Raw genomic sequence first — 17,508 nt, 5'->3', positions numbered from 1 at the left:
TCTGTAGGCCGGATAAGGCGTTTACGCCGCCATCCGGCATTGGCGCCACATGATTGCCGGATGGCGATGCTACCGCATCTTATCCGGCCTACGGGGGCACAACCTCGTACTTATTAGCCGTAGCGAAATTCCACGCCAAAGGTTCCGCGCGGGTATTCCCACTTTTCCAGCGCGGTATCAAGTCCGAGAATGCGGCACGTTCCGCACTCCAGGCACCCGGCGTAATCAAAACGCACACTGCCGTCGTCCTGCTTTTTATACAGTCCAGCCGGACAGGCCTTAATCAGCACTTCCAGCGCCTGTTTATCAGGTTCGGTTTTGAGAATGATATGCGGGCTGTCTTCATCCACATTGAACTTATTGACGCCCAGTTTGACGTCCACATTGACGGGAGATGTCATAATACGGTCACTCCTTTCAGGCCATCTTTCATCAGGTTGATGAAGCCCACTTTCTTCGCATGGCGCAGGATTTTTTTGCGCATTGGCACCGGAGCGGAACCATCCACGGTGAACAGGTCGCGCGCGATACTGACCGCCATTTCAGGATAGGCGGTAAACATGCGTGGGTTATCAAGGAAAGCGGGAAGCTTCTGATACATGCGCATATCGCGCATCGGACCCTCGTCGAGATGCTGACGATATTCGCCCAACGACTGCTTGCTAAAATCATCGCGCTTCATTGCGGAGAGCACCGTTTTCGCCGCCGCTTCGCCTGCGGATATGGCGAGATCCATACCGCGGATGGTAAAGCCGAGGTTCATACACATTCCGGCAGCATCACCGGCAATCAGGACGCCGTCACCCACCAGTTCTGGCTGCATATTGATACCGGCTTCCGGAACAACATGCGCGGCATATTCCACCAGCTTGCCACCGGCGATCAGCGGGGCTACTGCCGGATGCTGTTTGAAATCTTCCAGCATTTGCGGGACCGATTTTTTCGCGTCTTTCAGATGATGAAGGCCGCAGACCAGTCCCAGAGAAAGGGTCGTTTCATTCGTATAAAGAAAGCCACCGCCCATCAATCCATCGGTTGGCGAACCGGCAAACAGGCAGGCTGCGCCTTCATTCCCCTGTAACTGGAAACGATCTTCAATTACCGATTTTGGCAGTTCGATCAGCTCTTTTACGCCGACGGCAACATGCGATGCCTCCACGCGCTTTGCCATACCCAGCTTTTCAGCCAGCAGAGAATTCACCCCGTCGGCGAGGATCACCACTTTAGCTTCCAGAATATCGCCGTCGGCTTCCACGCCCACGACTTTACCCTCGCGCTGCACAACGTTATCCACGCGAATACCGGTGATGAGCTGAGCGCCCGCCTCTTCGGCCTGCTCCATCAGCCAGGCGTCAAATTTACTGCGTAAGACGGAATAAGAAACCTGCGACGATGCGGCCTCTTCACCATTGCAGTAATCGATGGTCATCGCCCCTTTGTCGGTCATAAAGGCGAGTTTTTCGTGGGTGATGATGCGTTCAATGGGAGCTTGCTCAGCAAAACCGGGAATGATGCGCTCCAGGCTATGCGCATACATGCGCCCACCGGTGACATTCTTCGCGCCAGCAGAATTGCCGCGCTCGATAACCAGCACCTGTGCGCCTTCCCGAGCCAGCACCAGCGCCGCAACCGAACCCGCCAGACCTGCACCCACGATGATGGCATCAAAGATATCTTCGGACATACGTACTCCTGTCAGCGGCAGGATACCTTCGCATCCTGCCCGAATGGTTTAACGCGCTAAGGCAGCCGTCAGCGCAGGCAGGATCTTCAGCGCATCGCCAACGATGCCATAATCTGCATACTGGAAAATCGGTGCATTTTTGTCTTTGTTGATGGCGAAAATCGTCTGTGCGCCGTTGGCGCCGACCATATGTTGGATCTGCCCGGAGATCCCCACGGCCAGATACAGTTCAGGCTTAAGCATCAGGTTGGAGATGCCGACGTAGCGTTCATGCTCCATCCACTTCTCGTTTTCCGCCACCGGGCGGGAACATGCCAGCTCAGCGCCAATCGTCTGGCACAGCGCTTCTGCCAGCGAGATATTTTCTTTACTGCCGATACCGCGCCCCACGCTGACCACCAGACGGGCTTTGTCGAGATCGACGCTGTTGCTCTGACGCGCCTGAGTGGCTGTACGCGTCACGGCAATGGCCGGAGCCTGCCACTGCACGGTGTGCACCTCGCCGCTGCGGGCGGTATCCGGTTGCTGCGCATCAAATGTTCCGCTGCTGAGCGTGATCACGGCAAACGGTGAGGCGATTGTTTCTGCTCCCATCGCCAGGCCGCCGTAGACCATATGTTTGACCGCCGCTTTTCCGTCCTGCACTGCAACTGCGCTGGCGTCATTTGAGACCGCAGCCGACAAGCGAAAGCCCAGCTTTGCCGCTAGCAGCTTGCCCCGACGCGTATTCGGCAGCAGCACCGCGCCGTCCTCGCTGTGCTGACGAATGGTCTCGGCCATCACATCGGCGTAGTCTTCAACCATACGGTCTTCGGGTTTGCCGCTGAGCAGCCAGACATGTTCCGCGCCTAAATGGCATGCCGTCGCGCCGTCCTCATCGCTGAGCACAAACGTGTTAACTTTTTCACCTAAAGCCTGCGCACCATTCATCAGTTCCGGCAGACGAGAAGGGGTATCGCTGAATACCCAGATACTGGAAAATTTGTTCATAACATCCCCTGATAATTAAATGATTTTGCGAAGATTCTCGACAAACGCGGCAATCTGTTCTTCACCGTCGCCTTCAATGACAACGCGCTGACGCTCGCGCTGCTTCGGCGCAGCAACCTGTTGTTCGGAATACGCCTGCGCGCTGTTCAACCCAATGTCTGCAGGCGACCAGACCTGAACCGGTTTTTTCGCTGCGCCAAGGATGGCTTTCATAGAAGGGATTTGTGGGGTGTTGATATCCGTAGAAACTGCGATCACCGCCGGGAGCGGGATGCTTAGCGTTTCAACTTCATCTTCCAGTTCACGCTCTACCGTCAACGTGCTGTCGGTAAGCGAGAGGATTTTACTCACGCCGTTAATCGCCGGAACGTTCAGCGCTTCGCCCACCAGCAGACCAACCTGCTGAGCATAAAGATCGGAAGAACCGTCACCGCAAATAAGCAGATCGAAACCTGACTTTTGCGCCGCGGCAGCCAGCGCGCTGGCCGTTTGTTGCGGCAGCGCCTGCTCGAATTGATCGTCGATAACAACAATCAGTTCATCCGGGCCACGGGAGAGCACATCTTTGCGCCCTTTTGCATTAGTCAGCGCTTTGCCGCCAACGCTCATGGCGACAACCTGGGCCTCTCCTGCCAGTTGTTTCAACTGACAGGCCGTTTCGATCGCATTCAGATCGTATTGGCTGATTTTGCCATCTGCTTTGCTGAAATCGAGAGAACCATCAGCATTATTAATCACAATATCCTGTTCATCAGGTACGCATTTGTAGCAAGTAATTATCTTCATTGCATCTCCAGAAATCATGAAGGAAACGTATTTATATCGGCGGTGTTAAATACAGATATCACGCTCTTTAATTCGGAAATAAAACATTAATCACCAATATTGAAAATGTCACACATTGAAATTCGTAACTTTCAATAGTGTTACATGCCTCACCAATATTGAAAGAATCATGTCAAACACGAAAATTTTCAATATTGTTTACTGGTTCAACAATATTGAACGCCAGTCACTTAAAAAAGTTAAAAAATCAACACTAACTATATAATTAATAAAGAAAAAACAAGAAAAAACCAACAAAATAGCCAGCATAAAAAAGTGTGACCGTGATAACGGAATAGCCGGAAATGAATACCCATTATGAGTTACTCACTGAGGCGCTCCCAGAGGTTAAAAAGTTATCAACAAATCATTAATAATAAATAAACAAACGATCATGCACGGGCACGCTAAATAAATTTCGTTTTCACACTGGAATTCACTTATGAAAAATGAAAAGAGAAAATCGGGAATTGAACCGAAGGTTTTTTTTCCGCCATTAATAATAGTCGGAATACTTTGTTGGCTAACAGTAAGAGATCTGGACGCGGCTAACGTCGTTATTAATGCGGTATTCAGTTATGTCACCAACGTCTGGGGTTGGGCATTTGAATGGTATATGGTCGTCATGCTCTTCGGCTGGTTCTGGTTGGTCTTTGGCCCGTATTCGAAAAAGAAATTAGGCGACGAAAAACCCGAGTTTAGTACCGCCAGCTGGATTTTTATGATGTTCGCTTCCTGTACATCCGCCGCGGTGCTGTTCTGGGGTTCCATCGAGATCTACTACTACATCTCCACCCCGCCGTTTGCCCTCGCCCCTAACTCCACGGGCGCAAAGGAACTGGGCCTGGCGTACAGCCTGTTCCACTGGGGACCTCTGCCGTGGGCAACCTATAGCTTCCTCTCCGTAGCCTTCGCCTACTTCTTCTTTGTGCGCAAGATGGACGTCATCCGCCCCAGCTCCACGCTGGTGCCGCTGGTGGGCGAAAAGCATGCGAAAGGGCTGTTCGGTACGATCGTCGATAACTTCTACCTGGTGGCGCTGATCTTTGCGATGGGTACCAGCCTCGGTCTGGCGACGCCGCTGGTCACCGAGTGTATGCAATGGCTGTTCGGTATTCCGCATACGCTGCAACTCGACGCCATCATCATTACCTGCTGGATCATATTGAACGCTATTTGCGTGGCCTGTGGGCTGCAAAAGGGAGTCAAAATCGCCAGCGACGTGCGTAGCTACCTGAGCTTCCTGATGCTGGGCTGGGTGTTTATCGTCAGCGGCGCCAGCTTCATCATGAACTACTTCACCGACTCGGTCGGCATGCTGCTGATGTATCTGCCACGCATGCTGTTCTACACCGATGCCATCGGCAAAGGCGGTTTCCCGCAGGGCTGGACCGTCTTCTACTGGGCGTGGTGGGTCATCTACGCCATCCAGATGAGTATCTTCCTGGCGCGTATTTCTCGCGGTCGTACCGTACGTGAACTGTGCTTCGGGATGGTACTGGGCCTGACTGCTTCGACCTGGATCCTGTGGACTGTCCTTGGCAGCAACACGCTGCTGCTGATGGATAAAAACATTCTCAACATCCCGCAGCTGATTGAACAACACGGCGTGGCGCGCGCCATTATCGAAACCTGGGCAGCTTTACCGCTTAGCACCGCCACCATGTGGGGCTTCTTCATCCTCTGCTTCATTGCCACCGTAACGCTGATTAACGCCTGCTCTTACACCCTGGCGATGTCCACCTGTCGCGAAGTTCGCGACGGCGAAGAACCGCCGCTGTTAGTGCGTATCGGCTGGTCCATTCTGGTCGGCATCATCGGTATCGTTCTGTTGGCGCTGGGCGGGCTGAAGCCGATACAGACCGCGATTATCGCCGGAGGATGTCCGCTGTTCTTCGTCAACATCATGGTGACGCTGTCCTTTATTAAAGACGCCAAAGTGCACTGGAAAGACAAGTAATTCTTATTAACCCAATTGATCAAGAGGCTGAAAGATGGATTTCAACTTAAATGACGAGCAGGAACTGTTTGTCGCTGGTATTCGTGAACTGATGGCCAGTGAGAACTGGGAAGCTTATTTTGCCGAGTGCGATCGCGACAGCGTCTACCCTGAGCGTTTTGTAAAAGCGCTGGCGGATATGGGCATTGATAGCCTGTTGATTCCGGAAGAACACGGTGGACTGGAAGCGGGTTTTGTCACCGTCGCCGCCGTCTGGATGGAGCTCGGACGCCTGGGCGCGCCAACCTATGTGCTGTACCAGTTGCCGGGCGGTTTTAACACGTTCCTGCGTGAAGGGACTCAGGAGCAAATCGATAAAATCATGGCGTTCCAGGGAACGGGTAAGCAGATGTGGAACTCTGCCATCACCGAACCGGGAGCGGGATCGGATGTTGGTAGCCTGAAAACCACTTATACACGTAAAAATGGTAAGGTTTATCTTAATGGCAGTAAGTGCTTTATCACCAGCAGCGCCTATACCCCGTACATCGTGGTGATGGCGAGGGATGGCGCATCGCCGGATAAACCTGTTTACACCGAGTGGTTCGTTGACATGAGCAAAGCGGGTATCAAGGTCAACAAGCTGGAGAAACTCGGTCTGCGCATGGACAGCTGCTGTGAAATCACCTTTGACGACGTTGAACTGGACGAGAAAGACATGTTCGGTCGGGAAGGTAATGGCTTCAACCGCGTGAAAGAAGAGTTTGACCATGAACGCTTCCTCGTCGCGCTGACCAACTACGGTACGGCAATGTGCGCTTTTGAAGATGCGGCGCGCTACGCCAATCAGCGCGTACAGTTTGGCGAAACTATCGGCCGTTTCCAGCTGATTCAGGAGAAGTTCGCGCACATGGCGATCAAACTGAATTCCATGAAAAACATGCTGCTGGAAGCCGCATGGAAAGCGGATAACGGCACCATTACTTCAGGCGACGCGGCAATGTGCAAATACTTCTGCGCCAATGCCGCGTTTGAAGTGGTCGATACCGCCATGCAGGTGTTGGGCGGAGTAGGTATCGCGGGCAACCATCGCATCACGCGCTTCTGGCGCGACCTGCGCGTTGACCGTGTTTCTGGTGGTTCTGACGAAATGCAGATCCTGACGTTGGGTCGTGCGGTACTCAAGCAATACCGCTAGAACGACGCAACCTGTAGGCCTGATAAGACGCTTTAGCGTCGCCATCAGGCAATCAATGCCGGATGGCGGCGCGAGCGCCTTATCCGGCCTACATGGACACCCATAAATGCCAGGAGAAAAATTATGCATCATTTACCCATGCCAGCCTTTGGCCCACTTGCCGGAGTACGCGTCGTTTTTTCAGGGATCGAAATTGCCGGTCCGTTCGCCGGACAAATGTTCGCCGAATGGGGCGCTGAGGTTATCTGGATTGAAAACGTCGCATGGGCAGATACTATCCGCGTACAGCCTAACTATCCGCAGCTCTCACGCCGTAACCTGCACGCCCTGTCGCTGAATATTTTCAAAGATGAAGGCCGGGAAGCGTTTCTGAAGCTCATGGAAACCACCGATATTTTCATTGAAGCCAGTAAAGGCCCGGCCTTTGCCCGCCGCGGTATTACCGATGAAGTGCTGTGGGAACATAACCCGAAGCTGGTTATCGCCCACCTTTCCGGCTTTGGCCAGTATGGTACCGAGGAGTACACCAATCTTCCGGCGTATAACACCATCGCGCAGGCGTTTAGCGGCTATCTGATTCAAAACGGCGACGTTGATCAGCCAATGCCCGCCTTCCCGTACACCGCCGATTACTTCTCCGGGATGACCGCAACGACGGCTGCGCTGGCGGCCCTGCACAAAGTACGCGAAACGGGTAAAGGCGAAAGCATTGATATCGCCATGTACGAAGTAATGCTGCGCATGGGGCAATACTTCATGATGGACTACTTCAACGGCGGCGAAATTTGCCCACGCATGACCAAAGGCAAAGACCCGTATTACGCTGGCTGCGGCCTGTATAAATGCGCCGATGGCTATATCGTCATGGAACTGGTCGGCATCACGCAAATCAACGAGTGCTTCAAGGATATTGGCCTCGCCCACATTCTTGGCACACCGGAAGTCCCGGAAGGCACCCAGCTTATTCATCGTGTGGAATGCCCATACGGCCCGCTCGTGGAAGAGAAACTGGACGTCTGGCTGGCAGCGCACACCATCGCCGAAGTCCAGGCGCGCTTTGCTGAGCTGAACATCGCCTGCGCGAAAGTGCTGACCATTCCGGAACTGGAAGGCAACCCGCAGTACGTTGCCCGTGAATCCATTACTCAGTGGCAGACGATGGACGGTCGCACCTGCAAAGGGCCGAACATCATGCCGAAATTTAAAAACAACCCGGGGAAAATTTGGCGTGGCATGCCATCACACGGCATGGATACCGCCGCCATTCTGAAAAACATCGGTTATAGCGAAGCAGACATAAATGAGCTGGTCGGCAAAGGCCTGGCCAGAGTTGAGGAATAAACGCGACGCGCTGACCCGCTCGTTGGTTGGCGCTCACGCCTGATTTCAGTGGATAAAGCAATATGGATATCGTTGGCGGACAAAACTTACGTCAGATGTGGGACGACCTGGCCGGGGTGTACGGAAATAAAACGGCGTTAATTTTCGAATCCTGCGAAGGAATCGTTCGGCAGTTTAGCTATGCCTCGCTCAATGAAGAGATTAACCGCACGGCAAACCTTTTCCATTCCTTAGGGATCCGCAAGGGCGATAAGGTCGCATTGCATCTGGATAACTGTCCGGAATTCATCTTTTGCTGGTTTGGGCTGGCAAAAATTGGCGCCATTATGGTGCCGATTAATGCCCGCTTACTGGGCGAAGAAAGCGCCTGGATCCTGCAAAACAGCCAGGTGAGCATGCTGGTCACCAGCGCCCAGTTTTATCCTATGTACCGCCAGATACGGCTGGAAAATACCACTCCGCTGAATCATATCTGTCTGATTGGCGAGCAGCTTCCGGTTGACGACGGCGTGAGCCACTTTACCCAACTGCAGGCCAGCCAGTCGACCACGCTGTGCTATACGCCCGCGTTATCCACTGACGATACGGCGGAAATTCTGTTTACCTCAGGCACCACCTCGCGGCCTAAAGGGGTGGTGATTACCCACTACAACCTGCGTTTTGCAGGCTACTACACTTCCTGGCAAATCGCTCTGCGCGATGATGACGTCTATATGACGGTGATGCCCGCTTTTCATATCGACTGCCAGTGTACGGCGGCTATGGCGGCATTCTCCGCAGGCAGCACCTTTGTGCTGTTGGAGAAGTACAGCGCCAGAGCGTTCTGGGATCAGGTGCGTAGATATCAGGCGACGGTCACCGAATGCATTCCGATGATGATCAGAACGCTGATGGTACAACCTGCCGCACCAACCGACAGACAGCATCACCTGCGCGAAGTCATGTTCTATCTCAATTTATCTGCGCAGGAAAAAGACGCCTTTACCGAACGCTTTGGCGTCAGGCTGCTGACCTCCTACGGCATGACTGAAACCATCGTCGGTATTATTGGCGACCGTCCCGGAGACAAGCGGCGCTGGCCCTCTATTGGTCGCGTAGGTTTTAGCTATGAAGCCGAAATCCGTGACGATCACAACCGTCCCCTGCCCGCCGGAGAAATTGGCGAAATCTGCATTAAAGGCGTGCCGGGCAAAACAATCTTCAAAGAGTACTACGCCCAGCCGGAGGCTACCGCCAAAGCGCTGGAACCTGAGGGCTGGTTACATACCGGAGATTCAGGTTACCAGGATGCAGACGGCTTTTTTTATTTCGTCGACAGGCGCTGCAACATGATTAAACGCGGCGGGGAAAATGTCTCCTGCGTCGAACTGGAAAATATTATTTCTGCGCATCCGAAAATTCAGGACATTGTGGTGGTTGGTATTAAAGACTCGATCCGTGATGAAGCCATCAAAGCGTTTATCGTCCTTAATGAAGGTGAAACATTAAGCGAAGCCGAGTTCTTCAGCTTCTGTGAAAACAATATGGCGAAATTCAAGGTTCCCTCTTTTATGGAGATAAGAGCCGACCTGCCGCGTAATTGTTCAGGAAAAATAATCAAAAAAAATCTGAAATAAGCCTTCCGGCCGGAATTCCTCCTGCCGGGAAACCTATTTATCTGGAGATGAACTATGAGTGAATCATTACATCTGACCCGTAACGGCTCGATCCTGGAAATTACCCTCGACCGGCCTAAAGCCAATGCCATCGACGCGAAAACCAGCTTTGCCATGGGGGAAGCTTTTCTTAATTTTCGTGACGACCCGGAATTACGCGTAGCGATTATCACCGGCGGTGGTGAGAAATTCTTTTCTGCGGGCTGGGATTTAAAAGCGGCGGCTGAAGGTGAAGCGCCGGATGCCGATTTTGGCCCAGGCGGCTTCGCCGGTTTAACCGAAATTTTCGACCTCGATAAACCAGTCATCGCCGCGGTAAACGGTTATGCGTTTGGCGGTGGTTTTGAGCTGGCGCTGGCGGCGGATTTTATCGTCTGCGCGGAAAATGCCAGCTTCGCGCTGCCGGAAGCCAAGCTCGGGATCGTGCCTGACAGCGGCGGCGTACTGCGTCTGCCTAAACTGTTGCCACCGGCTATTGTCAACGAAATGGTGATGACCGGCAGGCGAATGAGCGCCGAAGAAGCGCTGCGCTGGGGTATCGTCAACCGCGTTGTCAGCCAGAGCGAACTGATGGATAGCGCACGCGAACTGGCGCAGCAGCTGGTAAATAGCGCCCCGCTCGCTATTGCCGCACTGAAAGAGATTTACCGTGCGACCAGCGAAATGCCGGTGGAAGAAGGCTACCGTTACATCCGCAGCGGCGTGCTAAAGCACTATCCGTCGGTGCTGCACTCGGAAGATGCGCTCGAAGGACCGCAGGCGTTTGCCGAAAAACGCGATCCGGTATGGAAAGGTCGTTAATGTGCCAATGCCGGATAGCGCTTCGCTTATCCGGCCATAAAACCGAGATAAAACGATGAGCTACTACGCCTTTGAGGGTTTGATTCCGGTGGTACATCCGGATGCTTTTGTCCATCCCAGCGCCGTGCTGATTGGCGATGTCATTGTGGGGGCTGGAGTTTATATTGGTCCGCACGCGTCATTGCGCGGAGACTATGGACGCTTGATCCTGGAGGCAGGCGCTAATCTGCAGGATGGCTGCATCATGCATGGCTACTGCGACACAGATACCGTCGTGCATGAAAATGGACACATCGGCCATGGCGCGATCCTGCACGGTTGCGTGGTGGGCAGAGATGCGCTGATCGGTATGAACAGCGTCATTATGGACGGCGCGGTGATTGGCGAAGAGAGCATTGTCGCCGCCATGAGCTTTGTCAAAGCCGGATTTCAGGGGGAGGCAAGGCAGATGCTGGTTGGCTCACCGGTTCGCGTTCTACGCGAAGTAACGGACCAGGAACTTCACTGGAAACGGCTGAACACGAAAGAGTATCAGGACCTTGCTATCCGCTGCCAGACAGGCCTACACGAAACGCAGCCTTTAACGCGGGTCGAAGAAAACCGGCCGCGCCTGAAAGGCACGACAGACGTGAAACCAAAATCAGCACAGTAATTGATGCCGGATGCGCTCACGCTTATCCGGCCTGTGAGTCAATCACCGTTTATGCCGCCATCAGGCAAACTGACAATTAGCGACGCATACTCTTGGAGAGCATCATCTGCCATTTCTGCTCACGGTTGAGCTCTGTTGGAGGAACCGCTGACAGGCGCGGCGTTTTCGCCATGCTCACCTTTTTTTCCTGCAAATTGTGATTCAATCGTCTGTAGAGGTGAGAATCAATACTGATGACTTTCACCAGACGCTGGCACTGGCAACCACGGCCCGCAATCTGATTAGGGATCATCTTAACTTCACAAACAATTTCTCCCACTTCCGACAGAATATAAGAGAGCGTATTAATTGCTTTGCAGTGTTCAATATCAAAATGGCGGGAAATTTCCTTTGCGGTGATCCAACGATCCTCAGCCATCATCCAGTCAGCGATTAACAAATAAAGCGGTCTTTCAACATATTTTTCACACATAAGCACACCATTTCACAAATTAAAAATCTGGCTACGGCCTGTCCAAATTAATAAAAACTAAGCCATATTAAAATTGTGGATATAAAAGATAGTATGCGACTTGAATGTTGATTAGTGTGAGCAACATCGTGCTTATTACATTGAAAATGTGGTTATGAAAGCGCATTTGGCCAGGAATGACCTTACACGAGATAAAAAAGGGTTTCTTTACAGAAACCCTTTCAAAATTATATTGCTGGTCCGGTTAACGCAATTATCACCGGACCCTTTTTTTATGCCTTTTTGATCTGCGCGTGCATTTCCTGAACCGAGGTCACCTTCTCGGTAGCGTCAGCATTTAGCGCCATCGCCGTCGCGAAACCACCGTTCAGGGTAGTGTCATAATGCACCTTATACTGCAGTGCGCTACGGCGAATCAGCTTGGAGTCTTCAATCGCCTGACGACCTTCGGTGGTGTTGATGATGTAAGTATATTCGCCATTCTTGATACGGTCCTGAATGTGCGGACGGCCTTCATGCACCTTGTTCACCAGACGTGGATTGATACCCGCTTCGCCCAACACAATCGCGGTCCCGTGCGTCGCATCAAGCTCGAAGCCAAACTTCAGCAGCTTCGCCGCCAGGTCAACCACGCGCTCTTTATCGCCTTCGCGAACCGAGAGCAGCGCACGACCCTGCTTTTTCATGGTGGAGCTACTGCCCAGTTGTGCCTTGGCGAACGCTTCCGCGAAGGTGCGGCCCACGCCCATCACTTCCCCGGTAGAGCGCATTTCTGGCCCTAACAGCGGGTCAACGCCTGGGAATTTGTTGAACGGCAGCACCACTTCTTTCACCGAGTAGTAAGGCGGGATAACTTCTTTAGTTACGCCCTGCTGTGCCAGCGTTTTCCCGGCCATCACGCGCGCCGCGACTTTTGCCAGCGGTACGCCAGTTGCCTTGGAGACGAACGGAACGGTACGCGCCGCACGCGGGTTCACTTCAATCAGATAAACTTCGTTATTCTTCACGGCAAACTGGACGTTCATCAGACCGCGAACCTGCAGCTCGAAGGCCAGTTTCTGCACCTGCTGGCGCATCACATCCTGAATTTCCTGGCTCAGGGTGTACGCTGGCAGAGAACATGCGGAGTCGCCAGAGTGCACGCCCGCCTGTTCGATGTGCTCCATGATGCCGCCAATCAGCACCATTTCGCCGTCGCAGATAGCATCCACGTCCACTTCAACTGCATCATCAAGGAAACGGTCCAGCAGCACTGGCGCATCGTTAGAAACGCTGACCGCAGTCTGGAAGTAGCGACGCAGGTCGGCTTCGTCATAGACGATTTCCATCGCGCGGCCGCCAAGTACGTAGGACGGGCGCACCACCAGCGGGTAACCAATCTCTTTCGCCTTCTCAACGGCCATCTCAATGGCGGTTACGGTAGCGTTAGCCGGTTGTTTCAGCTTCAGACGGTCAACCGCCTGCTGGAAACGCTCGCGGTCTTCCGCACGGTCGATAGCATCCGGACTGGTGCCGATAACCGGTACGCCTGCCGCTTCCAGCGCGCGCGCCAGCTTCAGCGGGGTCTGGCCGCCGTATTGCACGATGACGCCTTTTGGCTTCTCGATGCGCACGATTTCCAGTACGTCTTCAAGTGTGACCGGCTCGAAGTACAGGCGGTCAGAAGTGTCGTAGTCGGTAGAAACCGTTTCCGGGTTACAGTTGACCATAATGGTCTCGTAACCGTCTTCACGCAGCGCCAGCGAGGCGTGTACGCAGCAGTAGTCAAACTCAATACCCTGGCCGATACGGTTTGGACCGCCGCCCAGCACCATAATCTTGTCGCGGTCGACGGACGGATTCGCTTCACACTCATCTTCATAAGTGGAGTACATGTAGGCGGTATCGGTGGCAAATTCTGCCGCACAGGTATCCACACGCTTGTAGACCGGGTGCAGATTAAATTGGTCACGCAGCTTGCGGATTTCCGCTTCGCGTACGCCGGCCAGTTTCGCCAGACGCGCATCAGCGAAGCCTTTACGCTTCAGTACGCGCAGGAAGTCAGCGTCGAGGCCGTTAATGCCAAGGTCGGTGACTTTTTCTTCCAGACGCACCAGCTCTTCAATCTGCACCAGGAACCAGCGGTCGATGTTGGTCAGGTTGAACACGCCATCGATGGACAGGCCCGCACGGAAGGCATCGGCGATGTACCAGATACGCTCAGCGCCCGCGTCTTTCAGCTCGCGGCGGATTTTGGTCAATGCTTCCGGATCGTCGAGGCTTACTTTCGGGTCGAAGCCGGTCGCGCCCACTTCCAGACCGCGCAGCGCTTTCTGCAGCGATTCCTGCTGGGTGCGGCCAATCGCCATCACTTCACCGACAGATTTCATCTGCGTGGTCAGACGGTCGTTAGCGCCAACGAATTTCTCGAAGTTGAAGCGTGGAATTTTGGTCACAACGTAGTCGATGGACGGCTCAAATGAAGCCGGAGTACGGCCGCCGGTGATGTCGTTCATCAGTTCGTCGAGGGTATAGCCCACCGCCAGCTTGGCGGCGACTTTCGCAATCGGGAAACCGGTGGCTTTAGATGCCAGCGCAGAAGAACGGGATACACGCGGGTTCATCTCGATGACAATCAGGCGACCGTTTTTCGGGTTTACCGCAAACTGGACGTTAGAACCGCCGGTTTCCACGCCGATTTCACGCAGTACCGCCATCGAGGCGTTACGCATGATTTGATATTCTTTGTCGGTCAGCGTCTGGGCAGGTGCTACGGTGATGGAGTCACCGGTATGGATACCCATTGCGTCAAAGTTTTCGATGGAGCAGACGATGATGCAGTTGTCGTTTTTATCACGCACCACTTCCATCTCGTACTCTTTCCAGCCAATCAGCGATTCATCAATCAGCAGCTCGTTGGTTGGGGAAAGATCCAGACCACGTTCGCAGATTTCTTCGAACTCTTCGCGGTTGTAGGCGATACCGCCGCCGGTGCCGCCCATGGTGAAGCTAGGGCGGATAATGCACGGGAAGCCAACGTCAGCGGCAACCGCCAGCGCTTCTTCCATGGTGTGGGCGATGCCTGAACGCGCGGTATCAAGACCAATTTTTTTCATCGCGATGTCGAAGCGACGACGGTCTTCCGCTTTATCAATGGCATCCGCCGTCGCGCCAATCATGGTCACGCCGAACTCAGCCAGTACGCCCTGACGTTCCAGTTCCAGCGCGCAGTTAAGCGCCGTCTGACCGCCCATAGTTGGCAGCACCGCGTCCGGGCGCTCTTTTTCGATGATTTTACGCACCACTTCCCAGTGAATCGGCTCGATGTAGGTGGCATCGGCCATTTCCGGGTCGGTCATGATGGTTGCCGGGTTGGAGTTCACCAGAATAACGCGGTAACCCTCTTCACGCAGCGCTTTACACGCCTGCGCGCCGGAGTAGTCAAACTCACACGCCTGACCGATAACAATCGGACCCGCGCCGAGGATCAGGATGCTTTTTATGTCTGTACGTTTTGGCATTGTCTTCTCAGCTCCTGATTATTTAGCGGTCTTACGGTATTGCTCTACAAGTTCGATGAAGTGATCGAACAGCGGTGCGGCATCGTGCGGGCCAGGGCTCGCTTCAGGGTGACCCTGGAAGCTGAACGCCGGTTTGTCGGTACGATGAATCCCCTGCAGGGTGCCGTCGAACAGTGACTTGTGGGTCACGCGCAGGTTGGCAGGCATGGAAGCCTCATCGACCGCAAAACCGTGGTTCTGCGCGGTGATCATCACGGTGTTGTTATCAATATCTTTTACCGGATGGTTGCCGCCGTGGTGGCCAAACTTCATCTTAATGGTCTTCGCACCGCTCGCCAGCGCCAGCAGCTGATGGCCGAGGCAGATGCCAAATACCGGAATATCGGTTTCGAGGAATTTCTGAATCGCGGTAATCGCGTAGTCGCACGGCGCCGGGTCGCCAGGGCCGTTGGACAGGAAAATGCCGTCTGGATTCATCGCCAGCACGTCTTCTGCGGAGGTCTTCGCCGGAACCACCGTCAGGCGGCAGCCGCGGTCCGCTAACATACGCAGAATGTTACGTTTGGCGCCGAAATCGTAAGCCACAACGTGGAACGGCAGTTCATCGGCGGATTTAGCTTCCGGCAGGTCACCGGCCAGCGTCCAGCTCCCCTGCGTCCAGCTATAAGGCTCCGCGGTGGTCACTTCTTTCGCCAGATCCATACCGTTCAGACCCGGGAAGGCTTTCGCTTTTTCCAGTGCCAGCGCCGCATCCGGGTTATCGCCCGCGATGATGCAGCCGTTTTGTGCGCCCTTTTCACGCAGCAAACGCGTCAGCTTACGGGTATCGATATCGGCAATCGCCACAATGTTATGGCGTTTGAGGTAAGAAGAGAGGTCTTCAGTATCGCGGAAGTTGCTGGCAATCAGCGGCAGGTCGCGGATGACCAGGCCTTGCGCATGTACCTGAGAAGATTCTGCATCGGCTTCGTTGGTGCCGACATTACCGATATGAGGATAAGTAAGAGTGACGATTTGGCGGGAATAGGAAGGATCAGTGAGGATTTCTTGATAACCGGTCATTGAAGTATTGAAAACGACTTCCCCAACCGCCGAACCTGTTGCCCCTATGGCCCGACCGTGAAACTGGGTTCCGTCTTCCAGAACCAATAGCGCTGACTTAATCAAAACACCCTCCAGAGAATATTCACTCACTTTATTTGCATATTAATTCATTAACACCTCGTGAATCAATGCAAATTTGCTTACCTATGGATTTCTGGCAAACGGCGGCATTCTAGAGATAGCCCACGTAAAAGTCTACCCAAAAGGGCATTTTTTATTATTATTTTACGCCACTGGGATAAATCACACGATTTAACAGGCAAAAAGATCAGCTAACTCGGGGTGGAAAACGCTTGCGGCAGGCAAAGAGTGTAAAAACATGAAGTATGATAGAAAAAAGTGGACCATTTGGTCAAAATTTACATTGAGATAACAGAATCACCCAACAAAATACAGACAAATGCTAGATTAAAAGAAAAAACACACTCAAAAGCAAAAAATAAAAGGGCAATAAAATATTGCCCTATGTAATCAAGTAATTATGATTACAATAACCACATCACGAAGGGTAATAAAAGCTATAAATTGCGTAAATCAAGCACATCTTTCATATCAAAAAGACCATTTGACTTTGATTTCAGCCAAATCGCCGATCGCACTGCGCCATTGGCAAAGGTCATACGGCTGGACGCTTTATGCGTGATCTCTATACGCTCGCCAATATCGGCAAACATCGCGGTATGCTCACCGACGATATCCCCCGCCCGCACCGTGGCAAAACCGATCGTGCCCGGTACGCGCTCGCCGGTGTAACCTTCACGCGAATAGACCGCGCACTCTTTTAAATCTTTATCCAGCGCCCCGGCAATCGCCTCGCCCATCGCCAGCGCAGTGCCTGACGGCGCATCCACTTTATGGCGGTGGTGGGCTTCAATAATCTCAATATCGGTGTAATCACCCATCACTTTCGCCGCCTTCTCCAGCAGCTTAAGCATGACATTGACGCCAACGCTAAAGTTCGCGGCGAAAACGATAGCAATCTCCTGCGCGGCATCGCGAATAGCCTGTTTACCTGCGTCATCAAAGCCGGTGGTGCCAATCACCATCCCTTTACCGTGCTGGCGGCAAAACGCCAGATGCGCCAGCGTGCCTTCCGGGCGGGTAAAATCGATGAAAACATCGAAATCATCTTTCACCGCTTCAAGGCTACTTTGTACGGTAACGCCCGTTTTCCCGGCTCCCGCTAACTCTCCAGCATCGCTTCCCAGTAAGGAAGAACCTTCGCGCTCCAGCGCCGCGCCGAGTTGTACGCCATCCATGCCGAGAGTGGCCTGAATCAACTGACGCCCCATGCGTCCTCCGGCTCCCGCGATGGCAACGCGGATTTGTGCATCATGCATAGCTATT

At 53.3% G+C, this 17,508-nt stretch carries 14 protein-coding genes; 6 read left to right on the top strand and 8 right to left on the bottom strand.

All coding sequences use genetic code 11. The features are described from left to right. Positions 1 to 113: 113 nt before the first annotated feature. From fixX to OGV80_RS04900, 4 genes are read right to left on the bottom strand one after another with little or no spacing between them, the layout of a single operon-like run. Positions 114 to 401: a ferredoxin-like protein FixX gene (gene fixX / locus OGV80_RS04915; protein WP_047406270.1), complete on the bottom strand. Its 288-nt coding sequence runs from the start codon at positions 399 to 401 to the stop codon at positions 114 to 116. Beyond that, on the bottom strand, positions 398 to 1,684 hold the full coding sequence (locus tag OGV80_RS04910) for an FAD-dependent oxidoreductase (RefSeq protein ID WP_043018393.1): 1,287 nt from the start codon (positions 1,682 to 1,684) through the stop codon (positions 398 to 400). Before OGV80_RS04910 ends, fixX begins: the two co-directional genes overlap by 4 nt. 48 nt (positions 1,685 to 1,732) lie before the next feature. Then, complete coding sequence (locus OGV80_RS04905; RefSeq protein WP_043018392.1) at positions 1,733 to 2,674, bottom strand: electron transfer flavoprotein subunit alpha/FixB family protein; 942 nt, start codon at positions 2,672 to 2,674, stop codon at positions 1,733 to 1,735. Positions 2,675 to 2,689: 15 nt separating this feature from the next. Continuing rightward, positions 2,690 to 3,460 (bottom strand): electron transfer flavoprotein FixA, encoded by a 771-nt coding sequence (locus OGV80_RS04900; RefSeq protein WP_043018391.1) that lies wholly within the window; start codon positions 3,458 to 3,460, stop codon positions 2,690 to 2,692. A gap of 481 nt (positions 3,461 to 3,941) precedes the next feature. On the opposite strand from OGV80_RS04900, the gene caiT reads away from it, so the two are divergent. The 6 genes from caiT to caiE all read left to right on the top strand — a co-directional run bounded on the left by caiT (position 3,942) and on the right by caiE (position 11,085). Beyond that, positions 3,942 to 5,459 carry an L-carnitine/gamma-butyrobetaine antiporter gene (caiT, locus tag OGV80_RS04895; RefSeq protein WP_043018390.1) on the top strand — a complete coding sequence of 506 codons (1,518 nt, stop codon included), beginning with the start codon at positions 3,942 to 3,944 and terminating at the stop codon, positions 5,457 to 5,459. A 34-nt stretch (positions 5,460 to 5,493) separates the two neighbouring features. Further along, a complete protein-coding gene (caiA, locus tag OGV80_RS04890) occupies positions 5,494 to 6,636 on the top strand; it encodes a crotonobetainyl-CoA dehydrogenase (protein WP_003018898.1) in 1,143 nt (380 codons plus the stop codon). A 123-nt stretch (positions 6,637 to 6,759) separates the two neighbouring features. After that, positions 6,760 to 7,977, top strand: coding sequence for an L-carnitine CoA-transferase (gene caiB / locus OGV80_RS04885; RefSeq protein ID WP_199994977.1), 1,218 nt, complete (start codon positions 6,760 to 6,762; stop codon positions 7,975 to 7,977). Positions 7,978 to 8,039: 62 nt separating this feature from the next. After that, positions 8,040 to 9,593 carry a crotonobetaine/carnitine-CoA ligase gene (gene caiC / locus OGV80_RS04880; RefSeq protein WP_075145221.1) on the top strand — a complete coding sequence of 518 codons (1,554 nt, stop codon included), beginning with the start codon at positions 8,040 to 8,042 and terminating at the stop codon, positions 9,591 to 9,593. 54 nt (positions 9,594 to 9,647) lie between these two features. Further along, complete coding sequence (caiD, locus tag OGV80_RS04875) at positions 9,648 to 10,433, top strand: crotonobetainyl-CoA hydratase (RefSeq protein ID WP_043018387.1); 786 nt, start codon at positions 9,648 to 9,650, stop codon at positions 10,431 to 10,433. A gap of 55 nt (positions 10,434 to 10,488) precedes the next feature. Further along, a complete protein-coding gene (gene caiE / locus OGV80_RS04870; RefSeq protein WP_047406286.1) occupies positions 10,489 to 11,085 on the top strand; it encodes a carnitine operon protein CaiE in 597 nt (198 codons plus the stop codon). A gap of 76 nt (positions 11,086 to 11,161) precedes the next feature. On the opposite strand, the gene caiF is transcribed toward caiE, so the two are convergent. From caiF to dapB, 4 genes are all read right to left on the bottom strand, one after another. Further along, positions 11,162 to 11,557: a carnitine metabolism transcriptional regulator CaiF gene (gene caiF, locus OGV80_RS04865; RefSeq protein ID WP_043018385.1), complete on the bottom strand. Its 396-nt coding sequence runs from the start codon at positions 11,555 to 11,557 to the stop codon at positions 11,162 to 11,164. Positions 11,558 to 11,829: 272 nt separating this feature from the next. After that, entirely contained in the window at positions 11,830 to 15,057 is a 3,228-nt protein-coding gene (carB, locus tag OGV80_RS04860) for a carbamoyl-phosphate synthase large subunit (RefSeq protein ID WP_047406289.1), read from the bottom strand. A gap of 18 nt (positions 15,058 to 15,075) precedes the next feature. Continuing rightward, positions 15,076 to 16,224: a glutamine-hydrolyzing carbamoyl-phosphate synthase small subunit gene (gene carA, locus OGV80_RS04855; RefSeq protein WP_043018383.1), complete on the bottom strand. Its 1,149-nt coding sequence runs from the start codon at positions 16,222 to 16,224 to the stop codon at positions 15,076 to 15,078. Between the two features lie 455 nt (positions 16,225 to 16,679). Continuing rightward, entirely contained in the window at positions 16,680 to 17,501 is an 822-nt protein-coding gene (gene dapB / locus OGV80_RS04850; protein ID WP_043018382.1) for a 4-hydroxy-tetrahydrodipicolinate reductase, read from the bottom strand. Positions 17,502 to 17,508 lie beyond the last annotated feature (7 nt).

Origin of the sequence: Citrobacter sp. Ce119 (genome assembly GCF_030334525.1) — a bacterium.
Taxonomy (GTDB): Bacteria; Pseudomonadota; Gammaproteobacteria; order Enterobacterales; family Enterobacteriaceae; genus Citrobacter; species Citrobacter europaeus.
This window is presented reverse-complemented; position numbering and strand designations above follow the sequence as displayed.